At 63.8% G+C, this 18,536-nt stretch carries 20 protein-coding genes; 12 read left to right on the plus strand and 8 right to left on the minus strand.

Annotation, left to right across the window (positions count from 1 at the left end; genetic code table 11):
* Nucleotides 1–253: 253 nt before the first annotated feature.
* The 3 genes from CO731_RS06010 to CO731_RS06020 all read left to right on the plus strand — a co-directional run bounded on the left by CO731_RS06010 (nucleotide 254) and on the right by CO731_RS06020 (nucleotide 3,025).
* Entirely contained in the window at nucleotides 254–526 is a 273-nt protein-coding gene (locus CO731_RS06010; RefSeq protein WP_108606376.1) for an usg protein, read from the plus strand.
* A gap of 101 nt (nucleotides 527–627) precedes the next feature.
* Nucleotides 628–1,755: a DUF2235 domain-containing protein gene (locus CO731_RS06015; protein WP_108606377.1), complete on the plus strand. Its 1,128-nt coding sequence runs from the start codon at nucleotides 628–630 to the stop codon at nucleotides 1,753–1,755.
* Between the two features lie 163 nt (nucleotides 1,756–1,918).
* Nucleotides 1,919–3,025, plus strand: a complete 1,107-nt coding sequence (locus CO731_RS06020) for a branched-chain amino acid ABC transporter substrate-binding protein (RefSeq protein WP_108606378.1) — start codon at nucleotides 1,919–1,921, stop codon at nucleotides 3,023–3,025.
* Between the two features lie 111 nt (nucleotides 3,026–3,136).
* Here CO731_RS06020 and CO731_RS06025 read toward each other — a convergent pair whose 3' ends face one another.
* The 3 genes from CO731_RS06025 to CO731_RS06035 form a co-directional block, all read right to left on the minus strand.
* Nucleotides 3,137–3,538, minus strand: a complete 402-nt coding sequence (locus CO731_RS06025; RefSeq protein ID WP_108606379.1) for a type II toxin-antitoxin system VapC family toxin — start codon at nucleotides 3,536–3,538, stop codon at nucleotides 3,137–3,139.
* Between the two features lies 1 nt (nucleotide 3,539).
* Nucleotides 3,540–3,794 carry a type II toxin-antitoxin system Phd/YefM family antitoxin gene (locus CO731_RS06030; protein ID WP_108609662.1) on the minus strand — a complete coding sequence of 85 codons (255 nt, stop codon included), beginning with the start codon at nucleotides 3,792–3,794 and terminating at the stop codon, nucleotides 3,540–3,542.
* Nucleotides 3,795–3,873: 79 nt separating this feature from the next.
* Nucleotides 3,874–4,536, minus strand: coding sequence for a YggS family pyridoxal phosphate-dependent enzyme (locus CO731_RS06035; RefSeq protein ID WP_108606380.1), 663 nt, complete (start codon nucleotides 4,534–4,536; stop codon nucleotides 3,874–3,876).
* Between the two features lie 142 nt (nucleotides 4,537–4,678).
* Between CO731_RS06035 and leuS the strand changes: the two genes are divergently transcribed.
* From leuS to CO731_RS06050, 3 genes are read left to right on the plus strand one after another with little or no spacing between them, the layout of a single operon-like run.
* A complete protein-coding gene (leuS, locus tag CO731_RS06040; RefSeq protein ID WP_108606381.1) occupies nucleotides 4,679–7,297 on the plus strand; it encodes a leucine--tRNA ligase in 2,619 nt (872 codons plus the stop codon).
* On the plus strand, nucleotides 7,284–7,844 hold the full coding sequence (lptE, locus tag CO731_RS06045; protein ID WP_108606382.1) for an LPS assembly lipoprotein LptE: 561 nt from the start codon (nucleotides 7,284–7,286) through the stop codon (nucleotides 7,842–7,844). The genes leuS and lptE overlap by 14 nt, the downstream gene beginning before the upstream one ends.
* Nucleotides 7,845–7,868: 24 nt before the next feature.
* Nucleotides 7,869–8,999: an AAA family ATPase gene (locus tag CO731_RS06050; RefSeq protein ID WP_108606383.1), complete on the plus strand. Its 1,131-nt coding sequence runs from the start codon at nucleotides 7,869–7,871 to the stop codon at nucleotides 8,997–8,999.
* 5 nt (nucleotides 9,000–9,004) lie between these two features.
* Here the strand turns inward: CO731_RS06050 and CO731_RS06055 are convergent, their stop codons facing one another.
* Nucleotides 9,005–9,892 carry a DMT family transporter gene (locus tag CO731_RS06055; RefSeq protein WP_108606384.1) on the minus strand — a complete coding sequence of 296 codons (888 nt, stop codon included), beginning with the start codon at nucleotides 9,890–9,892 and terminating at the stop codon, nucleotides 9,005–9,007.
* Nucleotides 9,893–10,024: 132 nt separating this feature from the next.
* On the opposite strand from CO731_RS06055, the gene CO731_RS06060 reads away from it, so the two are divergent.
* Complete coding sequence (locus CO731_RS06060; protein ID WP_108606385.1) at nucleotides 10,025–10,462, plus strand: Lrp/AsnC family transcriptional regulator; 438 nt, start codon at nucleotides 10,025–10,027, stop codon at nucleotides 10,460–10,462.
* A gap of 64 nt (nucleotides 10,463–10,526) precedes the next feature.
* On the opposite strand, the gene fsa is transcribed toward CO731_RS06060, so the two are convergent.
* Nucleotides 10,527–11,180 carry a fructose-6-phosphate aldolase gene (fsa, locus tag CO731_RS06065; RefSeq protein ID WP_055974926.1) on the minus strand — a complete coding sequence of 218 codons (654 nt, stop codon included), beginning with the start codon at nucleotides 11,178–11,180 and terminating at the stop codon, nucleotides 10,527–10,529.
* A 90-nt stretch (nucleotides 11,181–11,270) separates the two neighbouring features.
* Between fsa and CO731_RS06070 the strand changes: the two genes are divergently transcribed.
* Nucleotides 11,271–13,454: a primosomal protein N' gene (locus tag CO731_RS06070; protein WP_108606386.1), complete on the plus strand. Its 2,184-nt coding sequence runs from the start codon at nucleotides 11,271–11,273 to the stop codon at nucleotides 13,452–13,454.
* A 5-nt stretch (nucleotides 13,455–13,459) separates the two neighbouring features.
* Here CO731_RS06070 and CO731_RS06075 read toward each other — a convergent pair whose 3' ends face one another.
* From CO731_RS06075 to CO731_RS06085, 3 genes are read right to left on the minus strand one after another with little or no spacing between them, the layout of a single operon-like run.
* On the minus strand, nucleotides 13,460–13,978 hold the full coding sequence (locus CO731_RS06075) for a class I SAM-dependent methyltransferase (RefSeq protein WP_108606387.1): 519 nt from the start codon (nucleotides 13,976–13,978) through the stop codon (nucleotides 13,460–13,462).
* Between the two features lie 44 nt (nucleotides 13,979–14,022).
* Nucleotides 14,023–14,475 carry a type II toxin-antitoxin system VapC family toxin gene (locus CO731_RS06080; protein ID WP_108606388.1) on the minus strand — a complete coding sequence of 151 codons (453 nt, stop codon included), beginning with the start codon at nucleotides 14,473–14,475 and terminating at the stop codon, nucleotides 14,023–14,025.
* Nucleotides 14,472–14,723 carry a type II toxin-antitoxin system Phd/YefM family antitoxin gene (locus tag CO731_RS06085; RefSeq protein WP_343207440.1) on the minus strand — a complete coding sequence of 84 codons (252 nt, stop codon included), beginning with the start codon at nucleotides 14,721–14,723 and terminating at the stop codon, nucleotides 14,472–14,474. The genes CO731_RS06080 and CO731_RS06085 overlap by 4 nt, the downstream gene beginning before the upstream one ends.
* Before the next feature lie 188 nt (nucleotides 14,724–14,911).
* On the opposite strand from CO731_RS06085, the gene CO731_RS06090 reads away from it, so the two are divergent.
* The 4 genes from CO731_RS06090 (at nucleotide 14,912) to CO731_RS06105 (ending at nucleotide 18,536) form a co-directional block, all read left to right on the plus strand.
* Nucleotides 14,912–15,307 (plus strand): DUF4345 family protein, encoded by a 396-nt coding sequence (locus CO731_RS06090; protein ID WP_108606389.1) that lies wholly within the window; start codon nucleotides 14,912–14,914, stop codon nucleotides 15,305–15,307.
* A 238-nt stretch (nucleotides 15,308–15,545) separates the two neighbouring features.
* Nucleotides 15,546–16,106 (plus strand): F0F1 ATP synthase subunit delta, encoded by a 561-nt coding sequence (locus CO731_RS06095; RefSeq protein WP_108606390.1) that lies wholly within the window; start codon nucleotides 15,546–15,548, stop codon nucleotides 16,104–16,106.
* Complete coding sequence (gene atpA, locus CO731_RS06100; protein ID WP_108606391.1) at nucleotides 16,106–17,635, plus strand: F0F1 ATP synthase subunit alpha; 1,530 nt, start codon at nucleotides 16,106–16,108, stop codon at nucleotides 17,633–17,635. Before CO731_RS06095 ends, atpA begins: the two co-directional genes overlap by 1 nt.
* Before the next feature lie 16 nt (nucleotides 17,636–17,651).
* A complete protein-coding gene (locus CO731_RS06105) occupies nucleotides 17,652–18,536 on the plus strand; it encodes a F0F1 ATP synthase subunit gamma (protein WP_108606392.1) in 885 nt (294 codons plus the stop codon).

Genomic DNA, 18,536 nt, shown 5'->3' on the forward strand with positions numbered 1-18,536 from the left:
CAGGGCCGCACGTTGGCGCGCATTATTATCAATTTGCAGTGCGTCACAATATTAGACATTGGATTTGCCTCGACACATTCCGCAGCGGCAAATCGCCGCCGCTATATAGCTATCAGCAATGGCCGCGGTCGAGTGCTAAACGGCTGATTTCTTGGAACTTATCACGGGCGGATCACGTTCATTTTAGTGGACGGTTAACGACCGCGGCGCAGACTCATGCCGTGGAGGAGTTGTTCGACACGGAAGGCTTGCGATGCACGACACTTCTGAACTGGAACTGATGCTGAAGGGCTACGGCCTGACGACAGCTGAAATTCTCTACCATCTGCCTGACCATCCGCACGTGCTGCAGACATATATCTGGCAGGACTACGACCTGGCGCCGAAATTCCCAATCCTGTTCGGCTTCATCGAGTTCTGGCGGGCCAAGCTCGACGGCCCGCTGCATTCGGTGCACTACACCCATCGCAAGCTGATCGCGCCCAACGAGTGGCGCAAGGTGGATGGCGAGTTCCTCATGCACTAGGCGGACTGCCGGTTAACCTTGCGCGGCCAATTGTGCGCAGGCGGGCGTGCGTCGCATGCTAGTATCCGCCGTCGGTGGAGCGACAGTCGGCGGGAGGCGGCATGTCTCAGGCAAGCGGCGCTTGGGTTCTGATCTTTTCCGACGGCACCGGGCAGCGCGGCGTCCGGGCCGACGAGATCGAGCAGGTCGGCGATCGCCAGTTCAAGAATACCAATGTCTTCCAGATGTACTCGGCCATCGACGGCAGGCCGGGCATCCGCGCCTTCTACGATGCCGGGCTCGGCGCGCCGGAAGCAGGTGAGTGGAACTGGACGCGCACCCTGCGCAATCTCTGGAGCAAGGCCACCGGCTGGGGTATCACCGCAAACATCGTCGATTGCTATGAAGCGCTGATGTTGGATTGGCAGCCCGGCATGAAGATCGGGCTCTTCGGCTTTTCCCGCGGCGCCTACACGGTGCGCTGCCTCGGCGGCGTGCTGGCGACATGCGGGATCGCGACCACAGATCGCGGCGGGCCGATATCGCGGGACAAGGACGGCGCCGGCGCAAAGCGGCGAAGGGCCATCGCCGACGAAGCCGTCAGCGCCTACAAGATCAGGGACAAATCCGAGCGGCAGAAGGCCGGTTCCGACTTTGGCGCCAGATACGGTGCAGCACCCGTCGTTCCCGATGTGATCGGCGTGTTCGACACGGTCCGCGCGCTCGGGCTGCCTGGCATCATGAACATGGTGAACCCCTACAAGCACGCGTTCCACGACAACGAACTGTCGGTACGCGTGCCGGTGGGCTTGCATGCGCTCTCCATCGACGAAAACCGCAAGGCGTTCGCTCTGGTGCCTTGGGACGAGGTCGATGCCGACGGCAGGGCGTCGGGCCAGGTCGTCGAACAATGCTGGTTTCCGGGCGTGCATTCCGACATCGGCGGCGGATATGACGACGACGACAACCTGGCCAAGCTCAGTCTCGGCTGGATGCTGGAGAGGCTGCGCAGCTTGTCCGGCCTCGATTTTCCCATCGCGGTCGAGATCGAGGGAAAGGTGCTTGGCCTCGCGCATGACGAGCGCACGGGTCTGGGTGTTTTCTGGTTGCCGGGAGCGCGCTCGATTCAAGGCAAGGAGGTCGATGTCGACAGGCTGTGTGGTGATATCGAGCAGCGCTTCGACGGCTACAATCCTCGCTACAGGCCGGGCTCGCTGAGCCGGCATCCGCGGGTGCGGCGCTACTTCTGACGCGTGGTTTCGTCGCTGCCGCAAGCTTGCGAAAGGTGCTGGCACAAATCAATCGCGGGCGATGTGGCCACTGGGCTGATTGCAAGCAGGTCCCGGGACGGGTATTCCGCCACAAGAACTTCCGCTGTGCCCTCGAGGCTTGCGGGTTAAAGGGAGAGTTACGATGAACATGAAGATCCTAGCTGGCGTCTCGCTCGCTGCATTGCTCGCATTTGGTTCTGCAGCACGCGCCGACATCACCATTGGCCTTGTCGCGCCGCTGACCGGACCGGTCGCGGCCTATGGCGCCCAGGTTAAGAACGGCGCCCAGGCGGCCGTCGATGCCATCAACGAGAAGGGCGGCATCCTCGGCGAGAAGGTCGTGCTGAAGCTTGCCGACGATGCGGGTGATCCCAAGCAGGGCGTTTCGGCTGCCAACCTGCTGGTCGGCGAAAGCGTGCAGTATGTGGTCGGTCCGGTGACTTCGGGCGTCGCGATCCCTGCTTCGGACGTGTTTGCCGAAAACGGCATCCTGATGGTGACCCCGACTGCGACCGCGCCTGATCTCACCACCCGTGGCCTGACCAACGTGCTGCGCACCTGCGGCCGCGACGACCAGCAGGCCGAAGTCGCCGCCGCCTATGTCCTCAAGAACATGAAGGACAAGCGCGTCGCGGTCATCGACGACAAGGGCACCTACGGCAAGGGCCTGGCGGATGCCTTCAGGGCGGCGATCAACGCCGGCGGCCTGAAGGAAGTGCAGCAGAACTCGCTGACCCCGGGTGAGAAGGACCTTTCGGCCCTCGTCACGCGCATCAAGGCGGACAATGTCGACGTGATCTACTTCGGCGGCTATCACCCCGAAGGCGGTCTTCTGGCCCGCCAGCTGAAGGACGGCGGCGTTAATGCCGTCATCATCGGCGGCGAGGGTCTCTCCAACACCGAGTTCTGGGCCATCGGCAACGAGGCTGCCGCCGGCACGCTGTTCACCAACGCGTCCGACGCGCTGAAGAACCCGGCTTCAGCCGACGCCGTCAAGGTTCTCGAAGGCAAGGGCATCCCGCCGGAAGCCTTCACGCTCAACGCCTATGCGGCCGTCGAAGTGCTCAAGGCCGGCATCGAGAAGGCTGGCAAGGCCGACGACACGGCAGCAGTTGCCGCGGCGCTCAAGTCGGGCGAGCCGATCGCCACCGCCATCGGCAACCTGACCTACGGCGAGAGCGGCGACCTGACCTCGCCGAGCTTCTCGCTGTTCAAGTGGGAAGGCGGCAAGATCGTCGCAGCCGAATAGGCCACTGCGAAATTGCTTGAAGAGGGCCGGGGCGCAAGCTCCGGCCTTTTGTACATGCGCGGACTATGGCCCGTTCTATCCCGTTCTGTCCAGGCAGGCCCGCGAGTCAGTCTACAGGGTCCAGGGGTTAAGCAGCGGAACGCTGATGCCGTCGAAATCGGCGACGTTTCGTGTCACAAGAACGAGATCGTGAGCCAGCGCCGTGGCGGCAATGAGCGAGTCGGCGCTGCCTCTTGTCCGTCCGGCAGTCAGCCGGCCCCAAGTCAGCGCAACCTCCTCGGTTATCGGGAGAATTCGTTTTTCGTTGTCGTGGCGCAATTTGCGCAACCATAGTTCCAGGCGTCTTGCCCGTTCTGCGTCCTGCTGCTGCAGCTTGATGATGCCGCGTTCGATCTCACCTATGGTGATGACGCTCAAGTTGACCGAATACGGGTCGATCGTGGCAAGCCAATCCGTGGGCTTTGGAAGCCGCCTTTGGACATCGGAGACAATGTTCGTATCGAGCAGGTACATATCATAGCTCGATATCGCGGATCATGTTGTCTGGACGACGCTCGACCTCCGCTGCAAACTCTTCGTCCCAAGTTGGACCGGTCAGCAGGTATTCAGCAATCGATTTCCGCTTGCCCGCAAGCTTTTCGTACTCTTCCGTCGAAAGCACCACTACAGCCGGCTCGCCCCGCACCGTCACTGTCTGCGGTCCCTCGTTGCGGGCACGTTGGACGAGCTTGGAGAAATTGTTCTTGGCGTCCTGCAGATGCCAGTTCATGGTCATCACCTAGCTAGCTTGGCTAGCCAGAATATAGTGCAAGATACCGACCGGTTCAACGGACTCCTGAATTGCCGTCCTACCGGCTGCCGAAGATCGCCGAGCCGACCCGGACGCTGGTGGCGCCGAATGCAACCGCAAGTTCATAGTCGCCCGACATGCCCATAGACAGCTTTTCGACACCGGCTTCGCGCGCCAGTTTTTCCAGCAGCGCGAAATGCGGTCCGGGATTCTCGTCGGCTGGCGGGATGCACATCAGCCCTTCGATGGCGAGGGCGTGGACCTCGCGGCAGCGCTTGACGAAGGCAACGGCCTCGCGCGGTTCGATGCCGGCCTTCTGCGGCTCGGAGCCGGTGTTGACCTGGACATAGAGTCTTGGCGCGCGGCCCTGGCGTTCGATTTCCTTGGCAAGCTCCGCTGCGATCTTCTCGCGGTCGACCGTCTCGATGACGTCGAACAGGACGACGGCCTCCTTGGCCTTGTTGGACTGGAGGGGGCCGATGAGATGCAGTTCGATGTCGGGGAACTCGGCCTTCAGTTCAGGCCACTTGCCCTGCGCTTCTTGGACGCGGTTTTCGCCGAAGGCGCGCTGGCCGGCTTCGATGACAGGGCGGATGTGCTCGGCGTCGAACGTCTTGGACACGGCCACGAGCGTGGCGGAGCCGTCCGGCCGGTTGGCCTCGCGCTCGGCCGCACCTATCTTATGCTTCACCAGGGTGAGTTGTTCGACCGAGCTTTTCATACTTTGGCCCTGCTGCTTTTTGCCCGCCCCCGGCCTGCCGGAGTTGACGGGTCCGGGAATCCATGGTGAACACCCGGCAACGATTTCCTGAACCGCGGGTTTTCGCCCCGGTCCACGCACGCTTTTAAGTGAAAAACATCCGATGGCAACCGAACGATACAATCCGCGCGCATCCGAACCCAAATGGCAGAAGGCCTGGGGCGAGGCAAAACTCTTCGAGACGAAGAACGACGATCCGCGGCCGAAATATTACGTGCTCGAGATGTTCCCCTATCCGTCGGGGCGCATCCACATGGGCCATGTCCGCAACTACACGATGGGCGACGTCGTCGCGCGCTATCGCCGGGCCATGGGCTGCAACGTGCTGCATCCTATGGGCTGGGACGCCTTCGGCATGCCGGCGGAAAACGCCGCGATGCAGAACAAGGTCCACCCCAAGGCCTGGACCTACCAGAACATCGACACGATGCGGACGCAGCTGAAGTCGATGGGCCTGTCCCTCGACTGGAGCCGCGAGTTCGCGACCTGCGACGTCGACTACTACCACCGCCAGCAGATGCTGTTCATCGACTTCGTCGAGAAGGGCCTAGTGACGCGCAAGTCGTCCAAGGTCAACTGGGACCCCGAGGACATGACCGTGCTCGCCAACGAGCAGGTGATCGACGGGCGCGGCTGGCGTTCGGGCGCGCTGGTCGAACAGCGCGAGCTGACGCAGTGGTTCTTCAAGATCACCGACTTCGCTCAGGACCTGTCGGATGCGCTGGAAGGCCTCGATGAGTGGCCCGAGAAGGTCAAGCTGATGCAGCGCAACTGGATCGGCCGCTCGGAAGGGCTGCTGATCCGCTGGCCGCTGGCGGCCGGCACCGCACCTGCGGGCGAGAGCGAACTCGCAGTCTACACGACGCGGCCCGACACCATCTTCGGCGCCTCGTTCATGGCGATCTCGGCCGATCACCCGCTGGCCAAGAAGGCTGCCGAAAACAAGCCCGAGCTCGCCGCCTTCATGGAAGACGTGCGCCGCATGGGCACGTCGGTGGCTGCGCTCGAGACCGCCGAGAAGAAGGGCATGGACACCGGCATCCGCGTCGTCCATCCGTTCGACGAGAACTGGACGCTGCCGGTCTATGTCGCCAATTTCGTGCTGATGGAATACGGCACCGGTGCCATCTTCGGCTGTCCGTCGGGTGACCAGCGCGACCTAGACTTCGCCAACAAGTATGGCCTGCCCGTGGTGCCGGTGGTGATGCCGGAAGGCGGCGATGCCGCGACCTTCCAGGTCACCGAGGAGGCCTATACCGACGACGGCGTGATGATCAATTCGCGCTTCCTCGACGGCATGAAGCCGACGGATGCGTTCAACGACGTCGCCAACCGTCTGGAGCAAATCTCGATCGGCAACCGGCCGATGGGCGAGCGCAAGGTGCAGTTCCGCCTGCGCGACTGGGGCATTTCGCGCCAGCGCTACTGGGGCTGCCCGATCCCGATGATCCACTGCGACGATTGCGGCGTGGTGGCGGTGCCGAAGGCCGACCTGCCGGTCAAGCTGCCCGACGACGTCGAGTTCGACCGTCCGGGCAACCCGCTCGATCGTCACCCGACCTGGCGCCACGTCGCTTGCCCGAAATGCGGCAAGGATGCGCGCCGCGAGACCGACACGATGGACACCTTCGTCGATTCGTCGTGGTATTTCGCGCGCTTCACCGCACCTTGGGAGAACGAGCCGACCGATCCGAAGGCCGCCAATGAATGGCTGCCGGTCGACCAGTATATCGGCGGCATCGAGCATGCGATCCTGCACCTGCTCTATTCGCGCTTCTTCACCCGCGCGATGCGCGAGGCAGGCCACCTGAACATTGCCGAGCCATTCAAGGGCCTGTTTACGCAAGGCATGGTCGTTCACGAGACCTACAAGGGGCCGAACGGCTGGGTGACGCCCGTCGAGATCAAGATCGAGGAAGCTGACGGCAAGCGCCGCGCTTCGCTGCTTTCCGACGGCACGCCGATCGAGATCGGCTCGATCGAGAAGATGTCGAAGTCGAAGAAGAACGTGGTCGACCCCGACGACATCATCGCCAGCTACGGCGCCGACACGGCGCGCTGGTTCATGCTGTCGGATTCGCCACCCGAGCGCGACGTGATCTGGACCGAGGCCGGTGTCGAAGGCGCGCACCGCTTCGTGCAGCGGGTCTGGCGCCTGATCTCCGAGTCGGCCGACGCGCTGGCGAAAGCCGACGCCGAGGCATCGGCGGAAGGCGATGCAGCTGTCGTGTCGAAGGCTGCGCACAAGGCGCTGAAGGCTGTAGGCGAAGACATCGGCAAGCTCGCCTTCAACAAGGCGGTGGCGCGTATCTACGAGCTGTCCAACACGCTGCAGGGGCCCATGGCCGACGCTGCTGCCGGCAAGGCATCAACGAAGATGGTTTCGGCCTTGCGCGAGGCGGTCGACATCCTGATCGTGATGATTGCACCGATGATGCCGCACCTGGCCGAGGAGTGCTGGATGGCGCTCGGGGGCCAGGGCATGGTCGCCGACCGGCCGTGGCCGAAATTCGATCCCGCGCTCATCGTCGACAACGAAATCACCTATCCGGTGCAGATCAACGGCAAGAAACGCGCCGATTTGACAATCGCCCGCGACGCAGATCAATTGACCGTCGAAAAAGCGGCGCTGGCCCTGGAAGCAGTGCAGAAGGCGCTGGATGGAAAGTCGCCGCGCAAGGTTATCGTTGTGCCGCAGAGGATCGTCAATGTCGTTGCCTGATGCGCGAAATTCTGCCGGTTCGGTGCGCGTTGCTGCCCGTCTGGCCCTCCTGGCCGCGCTTGCACTGGCGTCTGCCTGCACGGTGCGTCCGCTCTATTCGGACGGCCCGGCGTCGGCAGGCGTCGAAGCCGGCACGGCGACGCAACTGGCCTCGATCAACATCAAGCCGGTCAACACCCGCTACGGCCAGGAAGTCCGCAACCACCTGATCTTCATGTTCAATGGCGGGGCGGGCCAGCAGGCCGCAGCGCCCTACACGATGGATCTGGCGGTCGCGGCTCTCACCGAGTCCTCGCTGCTGGCCGAAGTCACCAGCAAGGACGACGAGCCGACTGCGGGTGCGGTGACGCTGACCGGCACCTATGTCATCACCGACAAGACCGGCAAGCGCATCGCCGCGGGCAAGCGCAACGTCTCTGCATCGTTCGACCGGCCACGCCAGGAATTCGCGCGGATGCGCGCCGAGCGCGACGCCGAGAACCGTGCGGCGCGCGAGCTTGCCGAACTGCTCAGGCTGGCCATTGCCCAAGACATGTCGAAGGGCTGAGGCCCTTTTACGGAAGGTCGGTCAATGCGGCTGACATCCTTTTCGGCCGCAGGCTACCGCTCGCTGAGAGCGATCCGGCTCGACATCGGCCAGGTCAGTGTCTTCGTCGGCGAGAACGGGGTGGGCAAGTCCAACCTCTACCGCTCGCTGCAACTCATCCAGGCATCTGCCGAGGGAACGCTGGCCCGCGAGATTGCGGCCGAGGGCGGGATGGGCTCGGCGCTGTGGTCGGGCAAGCGGCGCGCCGGCCAGCCGGTTCGAGTCGTCATTGATGCCGAGTTCGTCGACGACGAAACGGCGGCGAAATACAGCTACAAGGTCGAGATCGGCCTGCCGCCGCCCGTATCGGCCGGCTTTGCCTTCGAACCGCACGTCAAGGAAGAGACGCTTACCGTCGAGGCCGGACGCCGTCCGGTCGAGATGATGACCCGCAAGGGGCCTGCAGTGTTTGCCCGCGACGGCGACGGACGCCGGGTCGAACACACCGAACGCGTCCTCAATTCTGAAACTGCGCTTGCGCTGCTGGGCGGAGCCGGACGCTATCCCGAGGTCGGCGACCTGCGTGCAGCGGTTGCCGGCTGGCGCTTCTATCATGGCTTTCGCACCGACGCGGATTCGTTGGTGCGCCGCCCGGCGCTGGCGACGACGGCGCCGATGCTTGACGAGGATGGCGCCAATCTCGCCGCCGTCTTTGCGACGCTGCGGCACATCAGGGAAGATACCGTCGATCTCGACCGCTGCATCGCCGAGGCGCTTGGCGGGGCGCTGCTAGATGTTCCGGTGCCGGGCGAAACGGCGACCTTCGGGCTTGTGCTGCCGGAGTTTCCGCAGCGGGTGTTCCGCCCGCAGGAACTGTCCGATGGGCAGATCCGGTTCCTGGCGCTGGCAGGTGCCTTGATGTCCTATCGCCTGCCGCGGCTCATCGCGCTCAACGAGCCGGAGGCGAGCCTGCATCCGCGCATGCTGCCGGCACTCGCTGACATGGTCGCCCGCGCCGCCGAACGGACGCAGGTCTGGGTGGTCACGCATTCGCGCGAACTGGCCGATCTCGTGCATGAGCGCACCGGTTCGCGGGCGCTGACGGTCGTGCGTCTGGAGGGTGCCACCATGATCGAAGGCATGCGGACGACCGGGCTGATGCCGGAGGACGACTGAGGCGTTTAGGCTTGCGCAACGCGAGGCCTCGCCAGCGACCAGCCGAGCGTCATCCCGGCAGCGGCGATCAGGATGGCTGCGGCGCCGAGCAGTTGCAGCGGCTGCAGGCGATGGCCGAAGGCCAGGAAGTCGGCCAGGATCGCCACGACCGGATAGATGAAGGACAGAGCGCCGACGAGGTTGGTCGGCAGCTTCTGGATCGCGCCGTAGAGTAGGATGTACATCACGCCGGTATGGATGACGCCGACGGCGATGAGCAGCGCCCAGGTGCCGGCGTCGGTGGGGAGATGGCCGAAGTTGGCGAAGGGTGCGAGCATCGCGATGCCGACCGTTACCTGGATCAGCGCGATCAGATGCGGTGGCACGCCCTTGAGCTTCTTGGTGATGATGGCGGCAATCGCGTAGAAGAAGGCAGCGCCCAGCGCCAGGAGGATGCCTGAGAGATAGTCGGTCCCGGTGGTTGCACCTGATTTTGCCTGGACGATCATCAGCATGCCGCCGAAGGCGATGCCGAGCCACGCCAGCTTGGTCAGCGTCAGACGCTCGCCGAAGAACATCGCCCCCAGAGCCACCAGCATGAAGGGCTGGGTGTTGTAGACGGCGGTGGCTATCGAGATCGAAGCGCGTGGAAAGGCGGCGAACAGCAGGATCCAGTTGGAGACGATGGCGACGCCGCCGATGGCTGCATAGGCGATCTGGCTGCGCGACATCACCTCGGGCCGGAACAGACCGAGCGCCGCACAGACGATCAGCAGCGTGACCGCGCCAAAGGCGCAACGCCAGAAGACCACGTCCATGACCGGCTGGCCGGACAGGACGACGAACAGTCCGATGGTTCCCGAAATCACCATTGCGGCGGTCATTTCGACGGTTCCGCGCATCTTGTCCGACATCTCGCAGCCCTTTCTGTTCAGGGCTGTATTTTTACGCTCATGGTCTGCGGGAATATATGGATATCAGAAGGCGTTTGTTTGGATTCTCCTAATCAAGTAAGGTGGACGCTGAAAAATGCCTAAGAGGATTGCATGCTGGACGATCTGGACAGGCGCATCGTCGAAATCCTGGTCGACGACGCCAGGATCTCGCTCAAGGAACTGGCGCAGCGGGTGAACCTGTCGTCGCCGAGCACGTCGGAGCGGTTGCGCCGGCTTGAGGAGCGCGGGGTCATCCGCGCCTTCACGGTCGACATCGACCCCCAGGCACTCGGCTATACGCTGCAGGCGATCGTGCGCATCCGGCCGCTGCCGGGCAAGCTGCATCAGGTGCAGAAGCTGATCGAGGACATCGCCCAGTTCTCGGAATGCGACAAGGTGACGGGCGACGACTGTTTCATCGCCAGGCTGCACATCCGCTCGATCGACGAGCTCGATAAAATCCTCGACCAGATCACCGACAAGGCCGAGACCAACAGCTCGATCGTCAAGGCGCAGCCGGTGAAGCGGCGCCTGCCGCCGCTGACCTGACCGGCAAGGGACACAAAAAAGCCGGCGCTTGTGGCGCCGGCTTTGGTCGATCCTTTCGGAAGGATCAGCCGATCTTCTGGCCGGTCTTGGCCCAGTCGGCCAGGAACATCTCGAGGCCCTTGTCGGTCAGCGGGTGCTTGACCAGCGCCTTCAGCGTTGCCGGCGGGATGGTGGCGACGTCGGCGCCGATCAGTGCGGCGCGCTTGACGTGCTCGGTCGAGCGGATCGAGGCGGCAAGGATCTCGGTGTCGAAGCCGTAGTTGTCGTAGATGTGGCGGATCTCGGCGATCAGCTCCATGCCGTCGACGGCCATGTCGTCGAGGCGGCCGATGAAGGGCGAGATGAAGGTGGCGCCGGCCTTGGCGGCAAGCAGCGCCTGGTTGGCGGAGAAGCACAGCGTGACGTTGACCATGCGGCCTTCCGAGGTCAGCGCGCGGCAGGCGCGGAGGCCGTCGAGGGTGAGCGGCACCTTGATGCAGATGTTGTCGGCGATCTTCGACAGCACCGCCGCTTCCTTCATCATCTCGGCATATTCGGTGGCAGCGACTTCCGCGGAGACCGGGCCTTCGACGATGTCGCAGATTTCCTTGGTCACTTCGGCAATGTTGCGGCCGGACTTGAGGATCAGCGACGGGTTCGTTGTGACGCCGTCGAGAAGGCCGAGCTCATTGAGTTCGCGGATGTCCTTCACGTCGGCGGTGTCGACGAAAAACTTCATGGGGTTCTCCTTGGCAATGGAAGGGTGCCTGTGGGGCACAGCACTTGTCGGCCTTTGCTCTAAACCAAGTTCGGGGCAAGGTCACGCGTCATGACCGCCGATTCGCCAAGAACCAGGGCCGCCCCCGTGCTGGTGCCGATGCCGGCCGAGCGCGCCTATTCCTATGCCGTCCCCGACGGCATGCAAGTGGTGCCCGGCTCGGTCGTGCGCGTGCCGCTGGGCCCGCGCGAAGTGGCCGGCATCGTCTGGGACGGTCCGGTCGAGGCGGTCGATCCGAAGAAGCTCAGGCCGATCGCCCATGTCTTCGATTGCCCGCCGATCACCGACCAGATGCGCCGCCTTGTCGACTGGATCGCGCACTATACGCTCTCGCCACCCGGCATGGTGGCACGGATGATCCTGCGGGCGCCAGAGGCCTTCGATCCGGAGCCTTGGACGGAAGGCCTCAAGCGCAGCGACGGCGAGCCCGACCGGATGACGGCGGCGCGCGCACGCGTGCTCGAGATGGCGAATGACGGCATGGCCTGGACCCGCTCGGGACTGGCGCATGCCGCCGGCGTTTCCTCGACCGTCGTCGACGGGCTCAGAGCTCAAGGCGTGTTCGAGACGGTGATGATCCCGCCGCGTCCGGTGGTGGCAGCACCCGACACGTCCTATGGCAGTGCCGAGTTGACGGGCGACCAGGAAGCGGCGGCGGTAAGCTTGCGCGGCCATGTCGAAGCCGACCGATTCGCCGTCACCCTGATCGATGGCGTCACCGGCTCGGGCAAGACCGAGGTCTATTTCGAGGCGGTGGCGGCAGCGCTCGACAAGGGCAAGCAGGTGCTGATCCTGCTGCCTGAGATCGCCTTGACCCAGGCCTTCCTCGAACGCTTTCAGAACCGCTTCGGCGCGAAGCCCGCGGAGTGGCACTCGGACCTGCCGCCGAGGATGCGCGAGCGTGTCTGGCGCCAGGTGGCGGAAGGCGGCGTGCGGGTGGTTGCCGGCGCCCGCTCGGCGCTGTTTTTGCCGTTCAACAACCTTGGCCTGATCGTCGTCGACGAGGAGCACGACCCTGCCTACAAGCAGGAGGACAGGGTCTTCTACAACGCCCGCGACATGGCCGTGGTGCGTGCCCATATCGGCGGCTTCCCCGTGGTGCTGGCCTCCGCCACGCCTTCGGTCGAAAGCCGGGTCAATGCCGAGCAGGGCAAGTATGCGCGCTCGGTGCTGTCGGCGCGCTTTGCCGAGGCAGCACTGCCCAAGCTTGCCACCATCGACATGCGGCGTTCGCCGCCGGCGCGCGGCGGTTTCCTGTCGCCGGTGCTGCTTGGCAAGATGCGCGAGACGCTCGGCCGGCAGGAGCAATCGCTGCTGTTCCTCAACCGTCGCGGCTATGCGCCGCTGACGCTGTGCCGGGTCTGCGGCCATCGCTTCGGCTGCCCGGTTTGCTCGGCATGGCTGGTGGAGCACCGCTTCCGCGGCCAACTCGTCTGTCACCATTGCGGCCACAACGAGAAGCGGCCCGAAGCCTGCCCGGAATGCGGCACCTTCGACCATCTCGTCGCCTGCGGGCCGGGCGTCGAGCGGATTGCCGAGGAGGTCGTCTCGCATTTCCCCGATGCGCGCACCATCGTGCTGTCGTCGGACATGCTCGGCGGGGTCAAGCGGCTACGGCTGGAACTGGAGGCGATCGCCAACGGCGAGGCCGACATCGTCATCGGCACCCAACTGGTCGCCAAGGGCCACAATTTCCCCAACATGACGCTGGTGGGCGTCGTCGACGCCGATCTCGGCCTCGCCAATGGCGATCCGCGCGCCGCCGAGCGCACCTATCAGCTCTTGTCGCAGGTGACGGGCCGCGCAGGGCGCACCGGCAAGAAGAGCCTCGGCCTGCTGCAGACCTTCCAGCCCGACCACCCCGTCATGCGGGCGATCGTCTCGGGCGATTCGGAAGCCTTCTACGAGCGCGAGATTTCCGAGCGCGAGAAGGCAGCGCTGCCGCCCTTCGGCAGGCTCGCGGGCATCATCGTCAGCGCGGCGACACGGCCCGAGGCGGAGAGCCATGCACGCGGCCTCAGGCGCGCAGCACAGGTTGCGCAGGACGTCCATGTGCTCGGCCCGGCGGAGGCGCCGCTGGCCCTGATCGGCGGGCGCCACCGCTTCCGGCTGCTGGTGCAGGCCGATAGGAAGGCCGACATCCAGGGCTACATACGCGCACTGCTTGCCGCCGGGCCAAAGGTGCGCGGATCGGTGCGGGTCCAGGTCGACATCGACCCGCAGAGTTTCCTGTAGGCGGATCAGGCCCGGGGCGACGCGACCGTGCCGAGCAGCGGCGGCTTCGGGCTCGGACCGTACATCGTCCTTTCCAGCGTGTAGCCCGCAGCCTTCAGGCGCACGGCGATCGCGTGCTCTATGGTCGGGATCTGGCTGGCGCTTGGCGGCTCGAAGAACAGGAACAGTCGGCCCCCAGGGGTGAGCAGGGAACTGATCACCTTGAGCTCGCGCGCGGCCTCCAGCCAGAACAGGTTGACGTTGATGGCGAAGACCTTGCCGAAGGCGTGACCGGGACCAGACCAATCCGCCAGGGCGGCTTGAAAGAGCGCCGCCTTGCCGGAAGCGATCGATGCCCGGACTCTCTCCTCCGCCGAATTGACGGCACTACCGGACCGGTCGAGCCCGGTGATATGGCCATCGACCAGCAGAGGGGCGATCTCGGCCATGGCGACGCCGCGGCCGCAGCCGATTTCCAGCAGGCGGTCGCCCGGTTCGACTTCGAGATGGCCGATCGACCAGGCAATGCGTTGAGGTATGGCCATGGTCCTACCCTGGTGTCGCGGCGGGCGCTGCGAGGGCAAATATACTACTCGCCCGGCAACGATTCGAATGGATTGATATGCGCGATGTCGAGCGGCTCGAAGTGTCTGCCGTTCGCGGTTAGCAACAAGAGGCCGTGCGCTTGGGCTGTTGCTGCTATCAACACATCGGCCAAGCCGGGGTGACGGCCGCGAGCAACCGCTGTATCTTCCATCGCACCGGCTATCCTTGCAACTGAAGCATCGACGGCCAGTAGGCGATCCCCAAAGCTGGACAGCAGGGAATCCAGCCATGTGGCCAGCCGATCGGCTCGCGCGATGCCGCCAAAGCGTCGCAACTTACAAATACCCTTCTCCACTTCGGCGACGGTAATGCTGGATAAGTACAGCGTCCGAGCCTCGCCCTGCGCGGTCATCCAATCCGAGATTTCCGGAGAGGTCGCCTTTCTCTCCGGAGCGAACGCCGACAGGACGGACGTGTCCAGCAGGAAGCCTGTCACAGATCAATCTCGCGCATCGGCGAGTCGTTGCGGTCAAACTCCAGCCCACCGGGGAAGCTCATCAAAAATGTCCCGAGATTGGGTTTTCGATTTGGGTAGAGTCGTTCCGCGTCGCCGACAGGGATAACCACAGCCGCTGGCTTGCCATGCTTGGTGATAATGGTCGGCTCGCCATTCTCGGCCGCTTCAATTACCGCAGAAAACCCGGCTTTCGCTTCGCGAACCTGCATCTTTTTCACGGGGGCCATCCTTGTAGTTACACGTAGTCATAATATAAACGAGGCGAAATAAAAATGCCAGTGCGTGCCTGGAAGGCTGGTGGCGGACAGGCTTCGCGTTGCGCGCGTTCGCAGGTTATGATCGCCGCGTATTCGCGGCCGGTTCAAAGTGCTAGTGCTTCCGAAGGGACGCGAGGCGCACTAGCGGAGGGGGAAAGATGGAGTTCGCATTTCCGTGGCCGATGAGCCAGGGCGAGTGGTTGGCTTGGAGCTCGGCAGCGGTGACGCTGCTGTTCGGCGTCATCCTCTTCTTCGCCCCGAGGATCGCCTTTCGCCTGCTCAGGCTGCAGGCTCGCCCCGACAATCCCGAAGCGATCGCCCAGGGCCGCGCCACCATGGCCGGCTTCTTTCTCGGCGTCGGCCTGTGCGCGATCCTGCTCGCCCAGCCGTGGCTCTACATGGCGCTCGGCGTGTCGTGGCTGTTCACCGCCTTCGGGCGGATCGTCGCCATGATGTCGGACGGCGCCAACACCCCGTACAACTGGGTAGCCATCGTCATCGAACTGGGTCTGGCGGTCCTACCCCTGGGGTTTGTTTTCGGCTTCTGGCCGTGAATCGCCGTCCGGCAGCAGCCTCAATGCCCAAGATGCGACAATAGTGCCTGAAATGGCTGTTAGAGGACGTGTTGCGGTCCTCAAAAGCCTGTGCTAGACGGCAATCGACTTTCGGCCGGGGGGATGCGGCTGCCGCTAGCTCCGGGGTCAAAAAACGCAGTAAGGTCAGAGATTTAGCTAGAGTCAAACGCTCGCGCCAACAATCTTGCGGCCTGTCAGACAAGAGAAAAGACGGTCCGTGGCCCAATCTTCCTCGCCAATCTCCGGTGTTGCTGAGCGTTATGCTGGATCGCTGTTCGATCTCGCGCTCGAAGCAGGCGCCGTTGCAAAGGTAGAAGCCGACCTTGGTCGTTTCGCCGCTCTGCTTGATGGCAGCGCCGATCTCGACCGCCTGATCAAGAGCCCGGTCTTCTCCGGCGAAGACCAGGAAAAGGCTATCTCGGCGATCGCCGACAAGGCCAAGATCACCGGCCTGGCTGGCAACTTCCTTCGCCTCGTGGCGCGCAATCGCCGCCTTTTCGCCCTGCCCGGCATGATCAAGGCGTTCCGCCAGATCGCTGCCGAGCATCGCGGCGAGACCTCGGCTGAAGTGACCTCGGCGCATGCGCTGACGGCAGCCCAGGAAACGGAACTCAAGGCAGCGCTGAAAAGCGTCGCCGGCAAGGATGTGGCGATCTCGGTCGCCGTAGATTCTTCGCTGCTCGGCGGCCTGATCGTGAAGATGGGCTCGCGCCAGATCGATACGTCGCTCAAAACCAAACTCAATTCGCTCAAGCTTGCACTGAAAGAGGTCGGCTGATGGACATCCGCGCCGCGGAAATTTCCGCAATTCTGAAAGACCAGATCAAGAATTTCGGCAAGGAAGCCGAAGTCACCGAAGTCGGTCAGGTTCTGTCGGTGGGCGACGGTATCGCCCGCGTCTACGGTCTCGACAACGTCCAGGCGGGCGAAATGGTCGAGTTCCCCGGCGGCATCCGCGGCATGGCGCTCAATCTTGAAAGCGACAACGTCGGCGTCGTCATCTTCGGTGCCGACCGCGACATCAAGGAAGGCGACACCGTCAAGCGTACCGGCTCGATCGTCGACGTCCCGGTTGGTCCGGAGCTGCTCGGCCGCGTCGTCGACGCGCTCGGCAATCCGATCGACGGCAAGGGCCCGATCAAGGCCAAGGAACGCCGCCGCGTCGACGTCAAGGCGCCCGGCATCATCCCCCGCAAGTCGGTGCATGAGCCGATGTCGACCGGCCTCAAGGCCATCGACGCCCTGATCCCGGTCGGCCGCGGCCAGCGCGAGCTGGTCATCGGTGACCGTCAGACCGGCAAGACCGCGATCATTCTCGACACCATCCTGAACCAGAAGGCGATCCACCAGTCCGGTCCGGACAAGGAAAAGCTTTACTGCGTCTACGTCGCCGTCGGCCAGAAGCGCTCGACCGTCGCGCAGTTCGTGAAGGTGCTCGAAGAGCGCGGCGCGCTCGAATATTCGATCATCATCGCGGCCACGGCTTCCGATCCGGCACCGATGCAGTTCCTGGCTCCGTTCGCCGGCTGCGCCATGGGCGAATACTTCCGCGACAACGGCATGCATGCGCTGATCGGCTATGACGATCTGTCCAAGCAGGCCGTCGCTTATCGCCAGATGTCGCTGCTGCTGCGCCGCCCGCCGGGCCGCGAAGCTTACCCGGGCGACGTTTTCTACCTGCACTCGCGTCTGCTCGAGCGTTCGGCCAAGCTGAACGACGAAAACGGCTCGGGGTCCCTGACCGCACTGCCGGTCATCGAGACGCAGGCCAACGACGTCTCGGCTTACATCCCGACCAACGTGATCTCGATCACCGACGGCCAGATCTTCCTCGAGACCAACCTGTTCTTCCAGGGCATCCGTCCTGCCGTGAACGTCGGTCTGTCGGTGTCGCGCGTCGGCTCGTCGGCCCAGATCAAGGCGATGAAGCAGGTTGCAGGCTCGATCAAGGGCGAGCTCGCGCAGTACCGCGAAATGGCGGCGTTTGCGCAGTTCGGCTCCGACCTCGATGCTGCTACCCAGCGTCTACTCAACCGCGGTGCGCGTCTGACCGAGCTGCTCAAGCAGCCGCAGTTCTCGCCGCTGAAGACCGAAGAGCAGGTCGCCGTGATCTTCGCCGGCGTCAACGGCTACCTCGACAAGCTCGCCCTCAACAAGGTTGGCAAGTTCGAGCAGGGCCTGCTGGCTTACATGCGCTCGGAAGGCAAGGACGTCCTCGACGGCATCCGTACGGAGAAGGCGCTCAGCGACGACCTCCGCGGCAAGCTCAAGGGTCACATCGACGCTTTCGCGAAAAACTTCGCCTGACACTGACGGATAAGGCATGGCCTCGCTAAAAGACCTCCGCAACCGTATCGCCTCGGTCAAGGCGACGCAGAAAATCACCAAGGCGATGCAGATGGTCGCCGCGGCGAAGTTGCGTCGCGCCCAGGAAGCTGCGGAAGCCGCGCGTCCCTACTCGCAGCGCATGGGTGCGGTTCTCGCGAACATCGCCCAGGCTGTTGGTGGCGGTGGCGATGCTCCGGCGCTGATGACCGGCACGGGCAAGGACGACGTGCACCTGCTCGTCGTCTGCACCGCCGAGCGTGGCCTGTGCGGCGGCTTCAACAGCCAGATCTCGCGTCTGGCTCGCGACCACGTCCGCAAGCTCCAGGCCTCGGGCAAGACGGTCAAGATCATCACCGTCGGCAAGAAGGGCTACGATGTCCTGCGTCGCGACTTCGCCTCGCTGATCATCGATCGCGTCGAACTGCGCGATGCCAAGCAAGTTGGTTTCGTCCATGCCGACATGATCGCCAAGAAGGTGATCACCCTGTTCAACCAGGGCGCGTTCGACGTCTGCACGCTGTTCTATTCCGAGTTCAAGTCGGTGATCAGCCAGGTTCCGACCGCACAGCAGGTGATTCCGGCCGCGGCTCCGACGGTCAGCACTGATACCGCCACCAGCGGCGGTGCTGTCTACGAATACGAGCCTGAGCCGGGCGAAATCCTCGGCGATCTCATTCCGCGCAACATCTCGGTGCAGATTTTCCGGGCGCTGCTGGAAAATGCTGCTGGTGAAATGGGTGCCAAGATGAGCGCGATGGACAACGCCACGCGCAACGCAGGCGACATGATCAACAAGCTGACGATCACGTACAACCGCCAGCGTCAGGCCCAGATCACCAAGGAACTGATCGAGATTATTTCGGGCGCCGAAGCGCTCTAG

Source organism: Aminobacter sp. MSH1 (genome assembly GCF_003071665.1).
In the GTDB taxonomy this organism is placed as follows: domain Bacteria; phylum Pseudomonadota; class Alphaproteobacteria; order Rhizobiales; family Rhizobiaceae; genus Aminobacter; species Aminobacter niigataensis.